The sequence below is a fragment of the Microcoleus sp. N9_A1 genome, assembly GCF_036701795.1.
GTDB lineage: Bacteria > Cyanobacteriota > Cyanobacteriia > Cyanobacteriales > Microcoleaceae > Microcoleus.
Genome location: NZ_JAUBRI010000023.1, coordinates 37529 through 58395, shown reverse-complemented (window position 1 = coordinate 58395; position 20867 = coordinate 37529). Strand labels below are relative to the sequence as shown.

Genomic DNA, 20867 nt, shown 5'->3' with positions numbered 1-20867 from the left:
CCTCTTGAGAGGACTTTAGCTATTAGACAGGGGTTTCAACCCCTGGCGGACTAGCGGGTGGGCGCGAGGACTAGCGGACTAACAGCTTAAATTGACACCAATGGGTTCTTGGAGTGTCCCTACAGGAGATATTGAATCTACCTCATAAACCTGCAATCTGTAATTACCAGTTAAGGCGGTAATTAACACTGAGAGTCAAACCTCTCCCTGCATAATTAACGCTGTCCGATCCAAATCCAGCGGAGTATTGGGATATCACGGGAAAATATTGATTATTCAATAAATTCTCGACTTTGACTTGTAGCAGCCCCGATCCAATTTTAACCGCGCTGACGTAATCCAGTGTGAGATAGCTGCTAATCGGCCCACCATCCGAGCCGTCTTTGAAGGCTTGATCGCGATTTCCAGAATATAATAACTGTAACCGATTGTTCCATCCCGGCAAAGTTTCGTTTTGAACATAAGCTGTTAGCTTGAGCGGTGGAATTCGGCTGCTATCGAGGGCGAGGTAACGCTTTTCTTCCTCATATTCGCCTTGAATATAAGTAGCAGTCCCGCCGATCGACCATTCTCGTGCAGGTTGCCAATCCACAGTCCCTTCTAAGCCGTAAATACGTTCTGGGGCGCGCTTTAGTTCCAGGCGGCCTGTGTTGCCAACTGGTTCAAAACGTACTCCTAGATCGGAGGTATTGTAAAAAGCGGCAAGCGACATTTGCACGGATTGCCAGCCTCCTCGAATGCCAATTTCGTAGTTGTTGACTTTTTGCGGTTGAGTTACTTCTAACGAAGACTCAATTCCGACAAAATCGTCGGGGGGTTGGCGGAGGATGCGGCCGAAATCTGGAACTGAGAAACCTTGAGAAAAGTTGCCAAATACGTTAAAGTTGTCAGTAATTTTATAGACCGCCCCTGTATTAAATAGGGTGGCGTTAAATTTGCGATCGCCTCCTTCGATCTGGCGCTCATTAAAAGTGGTATAATCATTGACGTTTAACCCGAGGCGTTCGTGACGTATCCCACCACTTAAAATGACGATATCGTCAATATTCCATTCCATTTGACCGAAAAAGCCAAGGCTGTTGTAAGTGTAAGGAGGAACGAAAGGACGCTCGGAGATTTTCCGGTAAACCCGGCCGCCACTTGTGTCAAATCTCTCCGGCTCGTACAGGTCGAAACGCTGTCTGCTATCTTCAGTAACATAGTCAGAACCCCAAGTTAATCGCAGATTTTCGGCACGGGATAAAGGAGTGACGATCGCCAATCTACCTCCTATCTGTTCGTTCTCGCCTCGCGATCGAGCAACGCCGACAAACGGACCAAAGAAATCGGATGTGCGAAAATCAGAGGGAACACTTACATTGGAATTAGTTCGATAGTAGATTTGACTTTGAAGGCTGCTGCCAAAAAGGTTTTGGTTGGTGTAACTTAGGTTGAGCTGTGTACTTTTATTTCCCGGTGTTTCCCCGTCGATATCCAAATTTCCGGTGCGGATGGCGCGAGCTTTTTGCCGTCCTTCCCGATCGTCAATGCTAAAGTCTGGGATCACATTGGGATCTTGGGTTTCCCGATAGTGATTGACAGTTAGTTGCAGCCGCTGTTGGCTGTCCAAATCTACCCCGACTTTGCCCATCACGTTGAAGAGGGTGCTGCTATCTCCGCCGAGTTCAAAAAAGGGAATACGATCGCCTTTGGCATCGTAAAAAGCTCCACTTCTGGCGATCGAGACAGTGCCGGTGAAATCGAAATTGCCACTTCGACCAGAAATCGTCTGCTGAGCGTTAAAGCTTAGAGCATCTTCTGTATTTGTTAAAGCGCTACCGACACCCACTTCAGTAACAGCAGTTAGCCTTTCCTCAGTTGGCCGGCGAGTAATAATATTAATCACGCCACCCGTAGCCTGAGCACCGTAGATTGCGGTAGACCCCCGCACTACCTCAATGCGTTCGATCGCACTGGGATCGATGTTTCTAAATTCTCTGCCAAAAGATTGAAGATTAGTTGTTTGCGGCACGCCGTCAATCAGAACGGAAACGTCGCGCCCCCGCAAAGTTTGTCCATAAGTGCTAGTTTGTTGAGTCGGAGGCGCGAAACCGGGAACCTGATTTGCCAGAGCTTCCCCGATATTTCTCGATTGCCCTACCTGCTGCTGAAGTTCTTCTGAGTCTACCACTGTTATAGAGCGCGGCACGTTCGTCACTCTTTCTGCGGTTCGCGTTGCAGTGACGACGATTTCAATCGCGTCTCTCCCTACCTGTGGCGTTATAGCGGGTGGCTGTGTCGGTGTTCCTGGTGGCTGCGCTGTCGGTGGCAAGGGTTCTCCTGGCGTTCCTGGTGGCTGCGCTGTCGGCGGAAAGGATTCTCCGGGCGTTCCTGGCGGCTGCGCTGTTGGTGGAAAGGATTCTCCGGGCGTTCCTGGCGGCTGCGCTGTTGGTGGTAAAGGTTCTGCGGGTATCTCTACTGGCTGCCCTGTCGGTGGTAAGGGTGCTGCGGGTGTCCCTGGCCGCTGTGTTGTAGGAGCCGGTGCAGGCGGGCGAGCAGTCATCTCCGAGCTGGGTTTTAAGCCCAGAATCAGACCCGCAGCATTAGGAATCACCCGTGCCACTGGTTGACCCCTCTCGCCAATCACTTTGATGCGGATGCTGTTGTTATCTAAAGGAGTAACGGTGACAGAAGCAATTCCGGCAGCCGGTTTGTCTTGACGAAACTCATTTCCCCCCGATAATCGCAGTTGAGCGGTGATGACATCAACTTGTAAAGTTTCGCCAAAGCTGGTGCTGAAGACTTGCAGGGGTCTTCCATCTTCAGTGTCTAGGATGATTTCGATGCCTTCTGACGTGGGGTTGAGGCGAACTGCCGTCACCTGCGCGATGGTGGAAGCGCACGCCGACTGAGCGATTAACGCTGGCACGACTCCTGCCAGCCCGAGGCTGCTTAATAATTTCTGCGATCTGTTCATTACTCTTTAATCAACAATTAATGGAACTTCGGATATGTGGTTGGCGTTGCTTGCACAACATGATTTGTGTCTTCTGTGCCTCTCGAAACTGACCTGCGGAAGATCCGGCCCAATTGTCGGGCGCAGTTTGAGCCGATTCTCCCGTCGCTAGCGGCCTTTGTCTGGGAATACAGCAGGTGCGTGAGGGCAAACGCCTCAGTCCGGTGGCGCTCTGGACGATCGCCCACGGTGGGCATTTTCCTCGCTTAAAGGAAGTAGTCGCTGGGCGCTTAATGAGAAAGTGCCTTAATTAGATAACGGAGCACTTGCATCTGTCAAGAGTTAACTAATAAAAATTTATTGCATTTCAAGATAGGGGGTCTCACCCCTCTATCTAGTTGGACACCACTTGCCTATTATGGTTGCTTGTCAGGGCCAGACAAACGACCGCCTAAAATGCTATGGCAAGAGTTAGAAAAATTGTCATATAGGAAATGAGAGGAGTTAAGAAAATATCTCAACTACTCTTGACAATAGATATCATCTAGCTTACTATGCTAAAAGTCGATAGCCGTAAAGCCTCTGAAGCCGATCTCGAAGCTGGCTCGGACTGAAAATCGCCCCGGAGCCATTGCCGAACAGCGCGATCGACCACAAAACGTGAAAACAAGCGCTAATCACCCGAATTGAAGACTAAAACGCGCTGATGGGAGACTCGTAACGCCTGACAACTGTTCACAGAAAGTCTATGTGGCAAGAATTTGGCGGAACTGGTTGGCGTACTGCAAACAAGATTTATTAGGTGAAAAGAATCGATGAGTGACGCAAGCATTAAGGGAAACCAACTCACCGAAAGTTGTACCAATTTAGTAGAACTCCTACAAAACAGAGCGTTACACCAACCAGAGCAGAAATATACATTTCTGTTAGACGGAAAAACTGAAACCGCCAGTTTGACTTATCGAGAGTTAGACGCGATCGCCCGATCGCAGGCCGTGCGACTTCAGACATTGGGGCTGACTGGCGAACGAGCCTTACTGCTTTTCCCACCAGGATTGGACTATCTCGCCGCCTTTTTTGGATGTTTGTACGCCAAAGTGATCGCCGTTCCCCTCTATCCGCCGAAGCTGAAGCGGAATTTAGGGAAAATTAGTGCGATCGTCAAAGACGCAGGAGCAACAGTTGCGATCGCTCCCACACGACACCTGGAAAATTTAGAGCAACTGTGCGAGCAAGCCCCGGAACTTAAAGCGATACACTGGCTGAGTGCAGAGGTGCTTTGCGATGACGGCGAAAAATGGCAGCAGCCACCCATCCATCCCGACTCCGTGGCTTATCTTCAGTACACTTCCGGCTCAACCTCCACCCCCAAAGGCGTAATGGTGAGCCACGCAAACGTTTTGTACAACATCGAATACATTCATCGAGGCTTTGACCACGATGCCGAAAGCGTTGCGGTAACGTGGCTTCCCCCCTTTCACGACATGGGGTTAATTGACGGATTGCTCAAACCTTTGTATCTGGGAATTCCCTCTTACTTCATGCCGCCAGCCGCGTTTATTCAGAACCCGATGTGCTGGTTGGAAGCGATTTCGCGCTACAAAGCTACCCACAGCGGCGGGCCAAATTTTGCTTACGACTTGTGCGCTAGCAAAATCAGCAAAATCTTGGATCGCCAAAAAACGCTCGATTTGAGTAGTTGGCGCGTCGCCTATAACGGCGCAGAACCCATCCACAAAGAAACCCTAGAGCGATTTACCAAAGCTTTTGAACCCTGCGGTTTTCACGCCGATGCGTTTTGTCCTGCTTACGGAATGGCAGAAACCACGCTAAAAATTGCCACGGTTCGCAGCGGGACAACACCGACTTTCTTAGCTGTTGATGCTGGGGCGCTGGAAAATAATCATATTGTAGAAGCATCAACAGGCGAAGGGGGCGCGAGAACTTTAGTCGGCTGCGGTTTCCCGGAATTTGGGACTAAAGTTGCGATCGTCAATCCCGAATCTCTGACGCAATGCCAGCCGCAGGAAGTCGGAGAAATTTGGGTAGCTGGCGAAACAGTTGCGCGAGGCTATTGGAATCGCCCAGAAGAGACAGAAAAAACCTTTCAAGCATATCTTTCAGATACCCGCGAAGGGCCATTTTTGCGAACCGGAGATTTAGGCTTTTTGCGCGACGGAGAACTGTTTATTACAGGGCGACTCAAAGATTTGATTATCATCCGAGGTCGCAATCTTTATCCCCAAGATATAGAAAGAACAGCAGAACGGAGCCATCCCAGTTTGCGGCTAGGGGCGATCGCAGCATTTTCCGTAAAAATTGCCGGCATTGAACAACTCGTTATTGTCCAAGAAATAGAATCTCGCAAAACACCGACCAATAGCGAGGAAATTATCAGCGCCATCCGCTCCAGCATTGCGATCGAATATGAAGTACAAGCCTATGGAGTAGTGCTGATCAAGCCCGGAAGCATTCCAAAAACTACCAGCGGTAAAATTCAACGTCGCGCCGCCTATGCAGACTTTCTAGCTAACAAATTGGAAGTTGTCGCGAGTAGCATTTTAGAGATATCTGATTTTGTTGAAATAGAGAATCGGCTCACGCGAGAAAATCTGCTGACAGCCGAGTCAGAACAACAGCAATCGCTGCTTGAGGCTTATCTTTGGCAGCAGGTAAACCGCCGGGGAATGAATTCCCCGGCTAATAGCCAAAGTCGGCTAAAACTGATATCTTGCACCATTGTCAAGAACGGGCAAGATGCCCGTTCCACAAAGAATGAGTTTTCTTGTGGAACAGGCATCTTGCCTGTTCCTAAAAAAGTAATTGAGAATGGTGCAAGATGTGAGCTAAAGCCTACTGAAGAGGAATCTTCAACCCACTTCAGTGCCAGCGGGAAAACACAAAATATTATCGATCGACCACTCAGTAGCTTTGGACTAGATTCTTTAAGAATTTTTGAGTTAAAAAATCAAATTGAGAGTGACTTGGGCGTTACTGTATCGGTTGCCGATTTGTTTGAGGATAGGAGCATTGCTCAACTAGCAGTGAAAATTCGAGAGCAGCTAACAGGAAATACCAAGGCAGTCGTCATTAAGCCAGTTTCTCGCTCACGCCATCTTCCCCTGTCTTTTGCCCAAGAGCGCTTGTGGTTCTTCGACCAATTGGAACCAGGAAACCCCTTCTATAACCTCTGCGGTGCAGTTCGGATTACAGGACAACTCAATGCAGAAACGCTCAGACAAAGTATTGAGAAAATTATCGAGCGACACGAGATTTTAAGAACTACTTTTGCTGGTGGAGAAAAAGCCCAAGTACAAGTTATTTTTGACGCCAAAAGTTTCCCATTACCGCTGATAGATTTGAGCGATCGCTCCCCGGAGAAAGGCGAAAGAGCAGCGCAAGAACTGTCGTTGCAAGAAGCACAATCGCCCTTTGATTTGACTCAGCCAAATCTGCTCCGCGCCAAACTTCTGCGCCTATCTGAAATGGAACATACCCTGCTCTTGTCCGCCCACCATATCATTTTTGATGGGTGGTCTTTAGGCGTATTTTTACGGGAAATAGCTGCATTTTATGAAGGATTATCTAATAAAAATTTAGCCGCGATTCCACCGCTGCCAATTCAGTATGCAGACTTTGCAACTTGGCAGCGCCAACAAATGCAGGGAGAAATATTAGAAACTCAACTTACTTACTGGAAGCAGCAGTTAAGTGGCAGCACAGCAGTTCTAAATTTACCAACAGACTTTTCTCGTCCCGCTGTTCAAAGTTACAAGGGAGGTCGGCAATTATTTGAATTGCCAGAGCAGTTAACCGAGGCAATTAGGCAATTGAGTCGCCGCGAAAAAACTACTGTATTTATGACATTGCTGGCAGCATTCAAAACACTGCTTTACCGCTACACAGGGCAAGAGGATATCCTTGTTGGTTCACCAATTGCCAGCCGCAATAGCAGCGAAATCGAATCATTGATTGGATTTTTTGTCAATACTTTAGTCCTGCGGACTGACTTAAATGGAAATCCCACTTTTCGAGAGTTGCTGAGTCGAGTGCGAGAGGTTGCATTAGGCGCTTACGCGCATCAAGATGTACCGTTTGAGAAGTTGGTAGAAGAATTGCAGCCGAATCGAGATTTAAGTCACTCGCCTTTATTCCAGGTGATGTTTGCCTTTCAAAATGCCTCTGAATTCGCCTTAGAATTGCCGGGTTTAAGCCTGAACTGCCAACAGATTCACAGCGGCACAGCCAATTTCGATTTAACGCTGGAATTAGAAGCCACAGCAACAGGTATTAGAGGGTGGTTTGAATACAGCGTAGACTTATTTTTACCGACCACTATTGCGCGAATGGCAGGACACTTTCAGAACTTATTAGAAAGTATCGTTGCCAATTCTTCCGCACGACTGTCAGATTTGCCCATGCTTGCAGAAACAGAACGCCAGCAAATTCTATTTGAGTGGAATAATACTGGGATAAATTACTCCCAAAATGGGTGCGTTCACCGTTTGTTTGAAGTGCAGGCTGCGAAAAACCCTGATGCTGTTGCGGTGCAATTTGAATGTCAAAGTTTTACATACAGAGAACTCAATAATCGCGCGAATCAACTTGCCCATTACTTGCTCTCTTTAGGCGTAAAACCAGATGCGATTGTCGGCGTTTATATGGATCGATCGCTCGATGCGATCGTCGCAATTTTAGGCGTATTAAAAGCAGGTGGCGCTTATTTACCTCTCGATCCGAATTATTCCAAAGAACGTCTTAATTTCATGTTAGAAGACGCGGGAGTTCAGGTACTGCTAACGCAAACGCAATTAGCAGCAAACTTACCAGCGCAGAAGATTACTGTGATTTGCTTGGATGCAGAATGGGAGAGAATTTCTCAACAACATCAGTCAAATCCTGATAGCGCCGTTGGGCCAGAAAACCTCGCTTATATCATCTATACATCCGGGTCTACTGGCAAGCCAAAAGGGGTTATGGTGCAGCATCACTCTTTGGCGAATTATACCCAGGCTGCAAGTGTCGAATATGGCATTGAAGCGAACGATCGCATTCTTCAATTTGCTTCCCTCAGCTTCGATGTCAGTGCTGAAGAAATTTATCCCTGTTTAACGCGAGGCGCAACTCTGGTACTGCGCGAAAATTCCATGTCAGACAGTATTTCTTCCTTCCTACAAAAGTGCCGGGAGTGGGAAATCACCGTCCTGAATTTGCCGACAGCTTACTGGCACGAATTCACAGCCATGCTCAGTACCAAAACCCAAGAATTTCCCCCGTCAGTGCGCTTGACAATTATTGGTGGAGAAGCAGCGCTTCCAGCGTCGCTAGATCGGTGGCAAAAGTGCGTATCAGAAAAAGTGCGGCTTGTTAATGCTTATGGCCCCACAGAAACAACGATTTCCGCGACGTGGTGCCAGTTATCGGCAAATATTTCTACTGCAAAATCTCTGCCGATTGGTCGTCCAATTCCAAATGCCCGCACCTATGTACTCGATGCTAATTTGCAACCTGTTCCGATCGGAGTTCCCGGCGAACTTTATATCGGGGGTGCAGGGGTTGCGAGAGGATATATCAACCGTTCAGAGTTGAATCGAGAAAAATTTATTCCCGATATTTTTAGCAAAGTGCAAGGCGATCGCCTTTACAAAACAGGCGATTTAGTCCGCTATCTCCCCGATGGGAATTTAGTATTTCTCGATCGCACCGATCGCCAAGTGAAAATTCGCGGTTTCCGCATAGAGTTAGGAGAAATCGAATCAGCACTCAGCCAACATCCAGACGTGCAAGAAGCAGTAATTCTCGCGCGTGAGGAAGATTTAGGCGGAAAGCGTTTAATCGCCTACCTCGTCTTAAACTCAGCAGTCGCGGGCGGGCACGGAGGCACCGCCCCTACGCACTCTGCACTGATTAAAAATCTGCGCTCTTTTCTCCGGGAACAACTGCCAGATTATATGGTTCCTGCCAGTTTCATGTTTTTAGAAGCGATGCCACTGACACCAAACGGCAAGGTAGATTTTAAGGCACTTCCCGCACCGGAAACGAACAGTTCAGATGCGGATTTTATCGCTCCTCAGACTTTAGAAGAACAAGTATTAGCTGATATTTGGGCGGAGGTTCTGGGTTTAAAACAGGTGGGAATCAATGACAATTTCTTTGAGTTGGGAGGTCACTCTTTGTTAGCAACTCAACTAATTGCCAAGGTGCGCGATCGCTTTCAAGTTGAGCTATCGTTGCGCTGTCTGTTTCAATCCCCCACTGTCGCCAGTTTGGCAGTTGCGATCGCACAAGCTCAGAGCCAGCAGTCGCCCGAACCCCTGATTTCACTGCCCACGATCGCCCCCGATGCTCAAAATCGCTACCAACCCTTTCCGCTCAACGAAATGCAGCAGGCGTACTGGATCGGGAGAAATAGCTTCTTTGAAATGGGCAATGTTGCGATTCACGGTTATGTAGAAATTGAGAGCGACGAGTTAGATTTAGAGCGGTTTAGCCTCGCGTGGGAGCGAGTTGTAGAGCGTCACGATATGCTGCGGGCGATCGTCCTTCCGAATGGACAGCAGCAAATTCTGGAAAAGGTATCCGCTTATAAAATTGAGGTTTTGGATTTGCGATCGATCGCTCCAAAAGTTGCCGGCGAACAACTCGAAGCAATCCGCGATCGCCTTTCCCACCAAGTGCTACCGCTCGATCGCTGGCCGCTATTCGAGATTTGCGCTTCCAAAATTAATAAACGCCGCATCCGCCTCCACATCAGCATTGACGCCTTGTGCATAGACGGCTGGAGTTTTCAAATTTTGTTTGGAGATTTGGTCAAGTTTTACCGAAATCCCCATACTGCGATCGCGCCCTTGCAACTGTCTTTCCGCGACTGCGTGTTAACCACGATCGCCTTAGAAAAATCCCCACTTTACCAGCAATCCTTAGATTACTGGCTCCATCGCCTCAAAACCCTGCCACCAGCGCCGGAATTGCCCCTCGCTAAACACCCGAATTCCTTAACACAGCCGCGATTTAAACGCTGGAGCGATCGCTTAGATTTCTCAACTTGGCAGCGACTCAAAACGCGCATAGCTCGCGCCAGCCTCACTCCTACGGGTTTATTGCTCGCCGCCTATGCGGAGGTGCTTTCCCTGTGGAGCAAAACACCTCGGTTTACCCTCAACGTGCCGCGCTTTAATCGCCTTCCCCTGCATTCTCAAGTTGAGGAGATTATTGGAGAATTTGCCTCATTTACTTTGCTAGAAATAGATAACTCCAAGCAAGAAAGTTTTGAAGTACGAGCCAAGCGACTGCAAGAACAGCTTTGGCAAGATTTAGAACACCAATATGTTAGCGGTGTGCGCGTTTTGCGAGAACTCGCCCAAGCGCAAGGTACAACGGCAGCGTTGATGCCGGTCGTGTTTACGATCGATCCGCAAAACGCGCCAGGGGAAGATACTTCTATCTTCTCTCTCATTCAAGAATTGGGAGAATTGGTGCACATTATCGGTCAAACTCCGCAAGTTTGGATCGACGCGCAATTTACCGAAACTGCCCAGGGGCTGTCTTTTAGCTGGGATGCGGTGGAAGAACTCTTCCCGCCAAGACTGATCGATGAGATGTTTGATGCCTACTGTCGCCTATTGCAAAGCCTCGCGAATGAAGAGGAAACTTGGCAGAAAACGGTGCAGTTTCAGCAAGCTTTTACTAACGGTATTGATGCACCTATTCCCGATGGATTGCTGCACGAATTGTTTGCTGAGAAAGTCGCGTCGCGATCGCACGAACCCGCTGTCATTACGCGCGATCGTACCCTCACCTACGAGGAACTCTATCGGCGATCGAATCAAGTCGCTCATCGCTTGCGAAATCTCGGAGTTCGCCCTAATCAATTGGTTGCCGTCGTCATGGATAAAGGATGGGAGCAAGTCGTCGCTGTCTTGGGAATTCTAGCCTCTGGAGCTGCTTATTTACCCGTAGATGCGGCGCTACCAAAAGAGCGGCTTTGGTATGTGCTGGACAATGGTGAAGTTGAGATTGTTTTGACACAATCTCAGTTAAATCAACGCTTGGAATGGCCGAAAAATGTGCGGCGAATTTGTCTCGATACTGAGGAATTAGCAACAGAAAGCGGCGAAGCTTTGGAATCAGTGCAGGAGGCGGAAGATTTAGCTTATGTGATTTATACTTCCGGCTCAACTGGCTTGCCGAAAGGCGTGGCGATCGCCCACCGAGGTGTAGTCAATGCGATCGCTCAAACGAACCAAGTATTTAATGTGGTCGAGTGCGATCGCGCGATCGCAGTCACCGCACTGCACCACGATATGTCCGTTTACGATATTTTCGGCATCCTAGCAGCCGGGGGTGCGATCGTCATTCCCGATGCCACACAACGGCTAGACCCCGCTCACTGGGCCCAATTGATGGTAAAAGAGCGCGTCACCATTTGGAACTCGGTTCCGCCGATGATGGAAATGCTGCTCGATTACGCTGCTGGACGTTCTGAGGTGTTGCCTGAGTGCTGGCGCTGGGCGTTTCTCGGCGGAGACTGGATACCGATAACCCTGCCCCAGAGGTTAAGGGCGATCGTCCGTGAATGTCGCGTTGTCAGTGTCGGCGGGCCAACCGAAACTACCCTTTGGAATATTTGGTATCCGGTAGAAACTGTTGATTCTTCTTGGAAAAGCATTCCCTACGGATCGCCGATCGCCAATACACGCTATTACATTTTGAATGAAAGGCTAGAAGACTGTCCCGTCTGGGTTGCCGGCGAGATGTGCTGTGCGGGAGTTGGGCTGACAAAAGGATACTGGCGGAATGAAGAAAAAACTCGCGCCAGTTGCCTCACGCACCCCGTCACGGGCGATCGCTTGTACCGAACGGGAGATTTAGGGCGCTTCCTCCCTGACGGCAATATCGAATTTTTAGGACGAGAAGATTTCCGCCTGAAAATTCGAGGATTCCGCATCGAAGCCGGAGAAATTGAAGCTGCTTTGAACGAGCACCCAGCAGTCAAAGCATCCATTGTCACCGCATTCGGAGAAAATCACAGTCAAAAGCGCTTAGTAGGGTATATTGTTCCCCAACAAAATGCTGTCCTTGCGACTGAAGAATTGCGCCAATTCCTGAGAGAAAAACTGCCCGATTATATGGTGCCGTCTGCATTGATAATTCTGGAGGCGCTGCCGCTTTCGGCGAACGGCAAAGTCAACCGCAAGGCTCTGCCAGAACCGGATGCTGCAATTCCCGAAGCAAAGATTTTTGTCGCACCGCGCACCCCTATTGAGGCAATGTTAGCGAGAATTTGCTGTGAGGTTCTCGGCATTGAGCAGTTAAGTATTACCGATAACTTTTTTGAACTAGGAGGAAATTCGCTGCTGGCAATTCAATTAGCAGCAAAGATACGAGAATCTTGTCAGATAGAGTTGCCTTTGTGCGATATTTTTGCAGGGCGATCGCTCGCCGTACTTGCAGAAAAGATTGCTGAAGCCAAAAACCAAAATGCGGTCGTTGAAGAACCCGCGATCGTTCCCGTTTCGCGATCGGCGTACCGCAGGTCACTGTCATCTTTGCGCTAACCACAATTCAGTGATGAGTCATGAGTTAGCAGCCAATAATATCAAATCCGGTAGCATCGGAATTAATATTACCCACAGCCAGGACACGGCAGTGCCGTGTCCCTACAATTAATCGCGGTAGGGAAACGGCACTGCCGTGTCCTCTATATTATTCCGGTGCTCATAACCAATCCCCAAATATCTGCTGCAATCCCAATTACCAATTACCAGCTACTAATCCCATGACGGTGCATTTTTCCGAAAAACCTCCAACAGATACTCGCGACTCTGCGAATACTTCCGAAGAAGAAGTATTTGCATTTCCCACCTCTTTTGCCCAGCAAAGACTGTGGTTTATCGATCAATTAGAACCGGGAAATCCTTTTTACAATCTTCCGGCGGCTGTCTTACTGAAAGGCAAGCTAAATGTAGTAGTGCTAGAACGAAGTTTCAAGGAAATTGTGCGCCGTCACGAAGCTTTGCGAACGACATTTGCCACTGTAGACGGTCAACCTGTGCAGGTGGTTGGTGAAAATTTTAATTTCGGACTGCAACTTTTAGACTTGCAAAAATTGTCCGAAATTCAACGAGAAGCGGAAGTCAAAAAACTGGCAGCAGCAGAAGCTAGCAAACCTTTTGACCTCACCAAAGGGCCGCTGTTGCGAGCTAATTTGCTACAGTTAGATGCTGAGGAATATGTCTTGCTGCTGACGCTGCACCACATTATTTTTGATGGCTGGTCAATCGGAGTCTTTCTGCAAGAATTAGCAGCACTTTATGAAGCGTTTTCGATTGGCAAACCATCCCCACTTCCCGAACTTCCCATCCAGTACGCCGATTTTGCTATTTGGCAGCGGGAATGGCTGGCGGGCGATTCCGTGGGGGATAGCTTCGCTTCACGCTTGCAAACTCAACTTAACTACTGGAAAAAGCAGCTCAGTGGCGCTCCCCCCTTGCTGGAATTGCCAGCCGATCGCCCCCGTCCCCCCGTGCAAACCTATCGGGGCGCGAAAGAATCATTGCTCATCCCGAAAACGCTAACGGCAGCCCTCAAAAAGCTCAGCCGCCAGGAAAATGCCACCCTGTTTATGACCCTGTTAGCAGCCTTTAAAACGTTGCTCTATCGCTATACAGGACAGGCAGATATCCCCGTTGGTTCTCCCATCGCCAACCGCAACAGAGCGGAAATTCAAGGGCTAATCGGGTTTTTTGTCAATACTTTGGTATTGCGAACTGATTTGTCAGGCGATCGCACTTTTCGGCAGTTGCTCGATCGCATTCGGGATGTGAGTTTGGAAGCTTACGCTCACCAGGATTTGCCGTTTGAGAAATTGGTTGAAGAGTTGCAACCAGAGCGAAATTTGAGCTACAATCCGCTGTTTCAAGTAGCTTTTGTTTTGCAAAGTGCGCCCGTTGCTGCTGAATCAATTGCCGGACTCAATCTCACTCTTTTAGATATTGAAAATCAGACAGCAAAAGTTGATTTAACCCTGCATTTAGAAGAACAGCAGGAAGAAATTAGCGGTCAGTTTGAATACAGCACAGATTTATTTGATGCAGCCACAATCAATCGGATGGCGGGGCATTTTCTCACCTTGCTGGAGGGCATAGCTGCCAACCCCGATCGGCGGATTGAAGAGTTGCCGTTGCTGGGGGAAAAAGAGCGGCATCAGTTGTTGGTAGAGTGGAATGACACCCGCGCCGATTATTCGAGCGATCGCTGCATTCATCAATTATTTGCAGCGCAGGTCGATCGAACTCCCGATGCCATTGCAGTCGTATTTGAAGACCAAAAACTCACCTACCGCGAGCTGAATGAACGAGCCAACCAACTCGCACATTACCTGCAGCATCTCGGCGTTAAACCAGAAGTTTTGGTGGGAATTTGCGTCGAGCGAGCGATCGATACAATCGTCGGTATTCTCGGTATTCTCAAAGCTGGGGGCGCTTATGTTCCGATCGATCCAGCCTACCCGCGCGATCGCCTTGCTTTTATACTCGAAGACGCACAGGTAAATGTGCTGCTGAGTGAGAAAAAGTTGTTGCCAAATCTGCCTAAATCCAGCGCCAAAATCGTTTGTCTCGATGCCGATCAAAGTGCTTTCTCCCAACACAGCAAAGAAAATCCCGCCAGCGCCACCACTGCCGAAAATCTCGCCTATATTATCTACACTTCTGGCTCAACTGGCATCCCCAAAGGCGTTTTAGTTTCTCACTCAAACGTCCTCCGCCTGTTTGCTGCTACCCAGTCGTGGTACAACTTCAACGAGCAAGATGTGTGGACGCTGTTTCACTCTTATGCCTTTGATTTCTCAATCTGGGAAATTTGGGGCGCTTTGCTATACGGCGGGCGACTCGCGATCGTGCCTTATTCAGTCAGCCGATCGCCCCAAGAATTTTACAACTTGCTATGCAAAGAAAAGGTAACAGTTCTCAACCAAACTCCTTCTGCATTTTACCAGTTGATAAAAACAGAAGAATCTGTTGGAATTGGCGAAGATTTAAGCCTGCGCTTAGTAATTTTTGGCGGGGAAGCTTTAGACTTGCAAAGCTTAAAACCTTGGTTCGATCGGCACGGCGATCGGCATCCCCAACTTGTCAATATGTATGGCATTACAGAAACCACAGTCCACGTTACCTATCAGCCGCTGACTGTCGCTGATTTAAGTAAAAATGCCAGCCTTATTGGCCGTCCAATTCCTGACTTGCAAGTTTACCTGCTCGATCGCAACTGTCAACCCGTTCCGATCGGCATTCCTGGGGAAATTTACGTTGGTGGCGCTGGCGTCGCGCGGGGCTATCTCAATCAGCCAGAATTAACGGCCCAGCGGTTTATTTCCAATCCCTTTAATGACAGTTTGAAAGCGCAGTTGTACAAATCGGGAGACTTAGCTCGCTACCTACCGAATGGCGATATTCAATACTTGGGACGAATTGATCACCAAGTAAAAGTGCGTGGTTTCCGCATCGAATTAGGAGAAATTGAAGCAGCACTAGGACAGCATTCCGATGTGTCCCAGGCTGTAGTTATAGTGCGAGAAGATGTACCGGGCGATAAGCGATTAATAGCTTATATCATTGCTAACTCAGCAGCACAAAATAAGCATTCAATACTGATTCACGAACTGCGCTGCTTTCTGAAAGAAAAATTGCCTGAATACATGATACCTGCTGCTTTTGTGACACTGGAGGCGCTGCCTTTAACAAACAACGGTAAAGTCGATCGCAAAGCCCTGCCTGCACCGGAGCGCGATCGCCCAGAACTCGAAGAGGCATTCGCCGCGCCCACCACGGCTATTGAGAAAATCCTGGCAGAAATTTGGGCGCAAGTATTGGGGTTAGAACAAGTTGGAATTGACGACAATTTCTTTGAATTGGGCGGCGATTCTATCCTCAGCATTCAAGTCATTTCTAAAGCCAATCAAGCTGGGTTGCGACTCACACCAAAAAAACTATTTCAATACCAAACTATTGCCCAATTAGCCACCGTAGTCAATACAGACAAATTAAACTTAACTGAACAAGAATTAATCATTGGCGAAGTTCCGCTGACACCGATTCAGCAATGGTTTTTCGAGCAAAATCTCTCCGATCCGCACCACTGGAATCAGGCGGTGCTTTTAGAGTTGCAGCAACCTCTCGAACCTGCATTAATTGAGTCAGTTTTGCAGGAATTGCTGAAGCACCACGACGCGCTGCGCCTGCGTTTTGTGCGAGGAGAATCTGGCTGGCAGCAGGATCTCGCCAATCCCGACGAGGTTGCGACCTTTACCTGCATTGATTTGTCATCGCTACCTTCAGAAAAGCGAGAAGCCGCTTTCCAAACCGCCGCCAATCAGTTGCAAATTAGTTTAAATTTATCCGAGGGGCCATTACTTCGCGCTGCCCTATTTGACTTGGGTCAACATCAGCCAAATCGCTTGTTATTGGCCATTCATCACTTAGCGGTTGATGCTGTTTCTTGGCGAATTTTAATTGAGGATTTCCAGACAGCTTATGGGCAGATTAGCCGCGGTGAAACAGTCGCGCTCCCGCCCAAAACAACCTCATTTAAGCAGTGGGCAGAACGCTTGCAGGAGTGGGCGCGATCGCCAGAATTGCAGGGAGAGTTCGATTACTGGTTCGCCCTTTCTCATCAACCAACTTCTAGCTTGCCAATAGATTTCCCCACAGCAGCTAATTTAGTTGCATCTGAAAAAACAGTATCCGTTGCTTTGAGTGTTGAAGAAACAAAACTGCTCTTACAAGAAGTACCTGCCGTTTACCGCACTCAAATTAACGATGTATTGCTAACTGCTTTAGGTCAAGCATTTGCACGCTGGACTGGCAATAACTCACTTTTACTTGACTTAGAAGGTCACGGACGCGAAGATATATTTGAGGGAGTAGATTTGTCGCGCACAATCGGCTGGTTTACAGCAGTTTTTCCTGTCCTGTTAAATTCAGAAAAACATTCCGATCTAGGCTCTGCCCTCAAATTAGTGAAAGAGCAGTTACGTGCAGTACCAAATCGCGGCATCGGCTTTGGTGTCCTGCGATATTTAAACGAAGAAACGGCTAAAAAAATCTCTAATTTCCCGCTAAGTGAGGTAAGCTTTAATTATCTCGGACAGTTTGACCAAGTGCTGCCAAAATCTTCTTTATTAATGCTGTCTTCCGAGCCGAGTGGCCCCCTTCGCAGCCCGCGCGGAAATCGGCGTTACCTACTGGAAATTAACGGATTTATTGCCAGCGGCAAGCTGCAATTAGATTGGACGTACAGCGAAAGTATTCACCGACGAGAAAGCATTGAAAATTTAGCAACGGGCTTTATAGAATCGCTGCGATCGCTAATTCAATACTGTCTGTCACCCGACGCTGGTGGCTGCACTTTTTCTGACTTTGCAGAGTTTAAGTGGAGCCAGTGGAGCCAGGACGATTTAGATAACATTACCGCAATTTTGGGAGAGCTTTAATATGATCAAAGGCAATATCGAAGATTTTTATCCCCTCTCCCCAGCGCAGCAGGGCATTCTCTTTCATTCCCTTTACCAGCCAGAATCGGGCGTATATTTCGGGCAACTGCTATGCGTCTTGCGCGGCGATCTCAATGTTTCTGCATTTAGAAATAGTTGGCAAAAAGTTGTAGAGCGACATCCCATTTTGCGGACTTGTTTCGTGTGGGAAAATTTGAAAGAACCCGTGCAAGCGGTGCGTAAGCAGGCTGCATTATCTTGGCAGGAAATAAACTGGCGATCGCTCTCTGCGTCAGAACAACAACAGCAGTTAGAAACATTCCTCAAAGCCGATCGAGATCGGGGCTTTGACTTGAAATCAGCTCCCTTGATTCGCATTACACTGGCGCAGTTAGAAGCAGATACTTTTCAGTTTATTTTGAGCCACCACCACTTGGTTTTAGATGGGTGGTCGCTGGCGATCGTGCTTGAGGAAGTTTTTGCATTTTATCAAGCCTTCTCCCAGGGCGAGGAATTGCACCTCAAACGCCCTCGCCCTTATCGGGATTACATCGCGTGGCTGCACCAGCAAGATTTATCTGCGGCTGAGTCATTTTGGCGGCAAACTCTCAAAGGTTTTGCAGATCCAACTGCGATCGCCCGATGCAATATTGTCGCGGGAAACCGTTTAGAAAGTAGTGGCGAACAGCAGGTGATATTTTCTGCAACAGCCACGGCCACACTGCAATCTGCCGCGCGGCAGCATCAGCTAACATTAAATACCCTCGTACAGGCAGCTTGGGCGCTACTTTTGAGCCGATACAGTGGCGAGGAAGATGTGGTTTTTGGTACGGTTGTCTCCGGGCGACCGCCAGATTTAATCGGTGCTGAATCGGTAGTGGGACTGTTCGTAAATCCTCTGCCAGTGCGCGTAAAAATCAACCCACAGGATGTTATTTTATCCTGGTTGAAAGAACTCCAAGCGCAACAAGTTGAGGCGCGGCAGTATGAGTACAGCCCCCTCGTTGAGGTGCAGGGGTGGAGCGAAGTTCCTCGGAGTTTACCTTTATTTGAGAGTTTCGTCGTTTTTGAGAATTATCCCTCGGATGCTTCTTTGCAGGAGAAGATTCACAACTTAAAAGTAGAGAATATTCGCTCCTTGGAAACAACGAATTATCCTCTAACGGTGATGGTGATGCCCGGTGCGGAATTGACGCTGAAAATCATTTTCGATCGTAGCTACTTTGAGGACACTGCGATTCCCTTCGGGATAGCTTCGCTTCACGCGCGGATGCTCAAACACCTGCAAACTTTACTGGAAGGAATGGCTGCCAATCCTCACCAAAAACTCTCCAATTTATCCTTATTGAGCGCCGCTGAACAACAACAATTACTTGTCCAGTGGAACGACACCCAAGCGGATTACCCCAAAAATTCCTCAATTCACGAATTATTTGCAACACAAACAGAGCGAACCCCAGATGCAGTGGCTGCAATTTGCGAAAATGAACAATTGACTTACCGCGAATTGAATGCCAAAGCCAATCAACTCGCGCATTACCTGCAAACTCTCGGTGTCAAACCAGAAGTTTTGGTGGGAATTTGCTTAGAGCGATCGCTGGAAATGCTGGTGGCCATTTTGGGCATTTTAAAAGCCGGTGCCGCTTACGTTCCTCTCGATCCTGCTTATCCCCAAGAACGCCGATCCTTCATGCTAGCAGACGCAAAAGTTCCGGTGCTTTTGACTCACAAAAACCTCCTAGAAACCCTCCCCGAACACAGCGCTAAAGTCGTCTGTATCGACGCCGAATGGCAGGAAATTTCCCGCGAGAGCGATCGCAACCCCGCTGTTAAAGTGGAAGCTGAAAACCTCGCTTACGTCCTCTACACTTCCGGCTCGACAGGCACTCCCAAAGGCGTACTCGGCACCCACCGAGGCACAGTCAATCGCTGTTTTTGGAACCCCTACCCTTTGATCGCAGAAGATATTTGCTGTCAAAAAACTTCCTTAAATTTTGTCGATTCAATTTGGGAAATCTTTGCTCCTTTGCTGCATGGGTTGCCAACTGTGATTATTCCCGATCGAGCCGTCAAAGATATTAACCAATTCCTTCAAACCTTATCAAAGCAAAATGTAACGCGACTGGTTTTGGTTCCTTCTTTGTTGCGCGCCATCTTAGATTCCTTCCCTGATTTAGACAGGCGTTTGCCTCAATTAAAGTATTGGATTTGCAGCGGAGAAACTCTGCCGCTGGAACTTTGCCAGCAATTTCGAGAGCAGATGCCCCAGCGGGTATTAATCAATCTTTATGGCTCTTCGGAAGTAGCTGCGGATGTGACGTGGTACGATGCAACTCACTGTGTCGAGAAAGTTCCAATTGGTCGCCCGATCGCCAACACGCAAATTTACCTGCTCGATCGCAATTTGCAACCCGTTCCCATAGGAATTCCCGGCGAGATTTACGTCGGGGGCGATGGATTGGCAAAAGGCTACTTAAACCGCCCCGAATTAACCTCGGAGAAATTTATTTCTAATCCGTTTGGGCAAGAAAAATTAAATTTTAGCGGAAATTATCCTCAAAAAGTTTTGTTCAAAACAGGCGATATCGGTTGTTACCTGCCGGATGGTAATATAGAATTTCTGGGCCGTAGTGATTGCCAAGTAAAAATTCGCGGTTTCCGCATCGAACTAGGAGAAATAGAGGCAGCACTTTCTCAACATTCTTCTGTGTCCACCGCTGCTGTTTTGCTTCAAGAAAATGAACCAAGCCGTCAACGCCTAGTCGCTTACCTAGTTCCTAACTCAGAGTTCAGAAATCAGCAGCCAGAACTTATTTCCGAACTGCGTTCATTCTTAAAGCACAAACTGCCCGATTACATGGTGCCTTCAGCTTTTGTGCTATTAGATGCGTTGCCACTAACGCCCAACGGAAAAATTGACCGCCTCGCCTTATCTCAAAAGTGCGATTACGTTTCTGATGAAACAGCCTTCACTGAGCCACAAACGCCCACAGAGAAAGAAATTGCTGAGATTTGGACTGCTCTTTTAGGGCTAGAAAAAGTAGGAACTAACCAAAGCTTTTTTGACCTCGGCGGCCACTCTCTGATGGCAACACGGTTAATATCGCGAGTGCGATCGTGCTTTGGGGTAGAGTTAGCGCTGTGCGATTTTTTTGCCGCTCCCACCATTCAGAATTTAGCTGAACTAATCGAGGAAGAAATTCTGGCAAATGCCGATTCTAACCAGATAGATCAATTGCTCGATCTCTTAGAAAAGAGTGATGGAGAGTCAGCACAAACTGTGATGCTGACTGATATCATGTCCGGTCGATTACCCTGATTCCTGTAGGGGCGGGTTCACCAATAATATTTGCCAAAAACAAACAATCTCAAAAACCCGCCCCGGCCTATGTATTATGGGCGATGTATCGGACATGATATGAGTAAATATCGGGTTGGTAA

Annotated in this window: 4 protein-coding genes; 3 read left to right on the top strand and 1 reads right to left on the bottom strand. The window is 48.2% G+C overall.

Annotated features, from left to right (window positions below; translation table 11 throughout):
- Positions 1–163: 163 nt before the first annotated feature.
- Positions 164–2956, bottom strand: coding sequence for a TonB-dependent receptor domain-containing protein (locus tag QUA58_RS13185; protein ID WP_333394410.1), 2793 nt, complete (start codon positions 2954–2956; stop codon positions 164–166).
- 794 nt (positions 2957–3750) lie between these two features.
- On the opposite strand from QUA58_RS13185, the gene QUA58_RS13180 reads away from it, so the two are divergent.
- From QUA58_RS13180 to QUA58_RS13170, 3 genes are all read left to right on the top strand, one after another.
- Positions 3751–12492: an amino acid adenylation domain-containing protein gene (locus QUA58_RS13180; protein WP_333394409.1), complete on the top strand. Its 8742-nt coding sequence runs from the start codon at positions 3751–3753 to the stop codon at positions 12490–12492.
- Between the two features lie 221 nt (positions 12493–12713).
- Positions 12714–17426 (top strand): amino acid adenylation domain-containing protein, encoded by a 4713-nt coding sequence (locus tag QUA58_RS13175; protein ID WP_333394408.1) that lies wholly within the window; start codon positions 12714–12716, stop codon positions 17424–17426.
- A gap of 1 nt (position 17427) precedes the next feature.
- Entirely contained in the window at positions 17428–20745 is a 3318-nt protein-coding gene (locus QUA58_RS13170; protein WP_333394407.1) for an amino acid adenylation domain-containing protein, read from the top strand.
- Positions 20746–20867 lie beyond the last annotated feature (122 nt).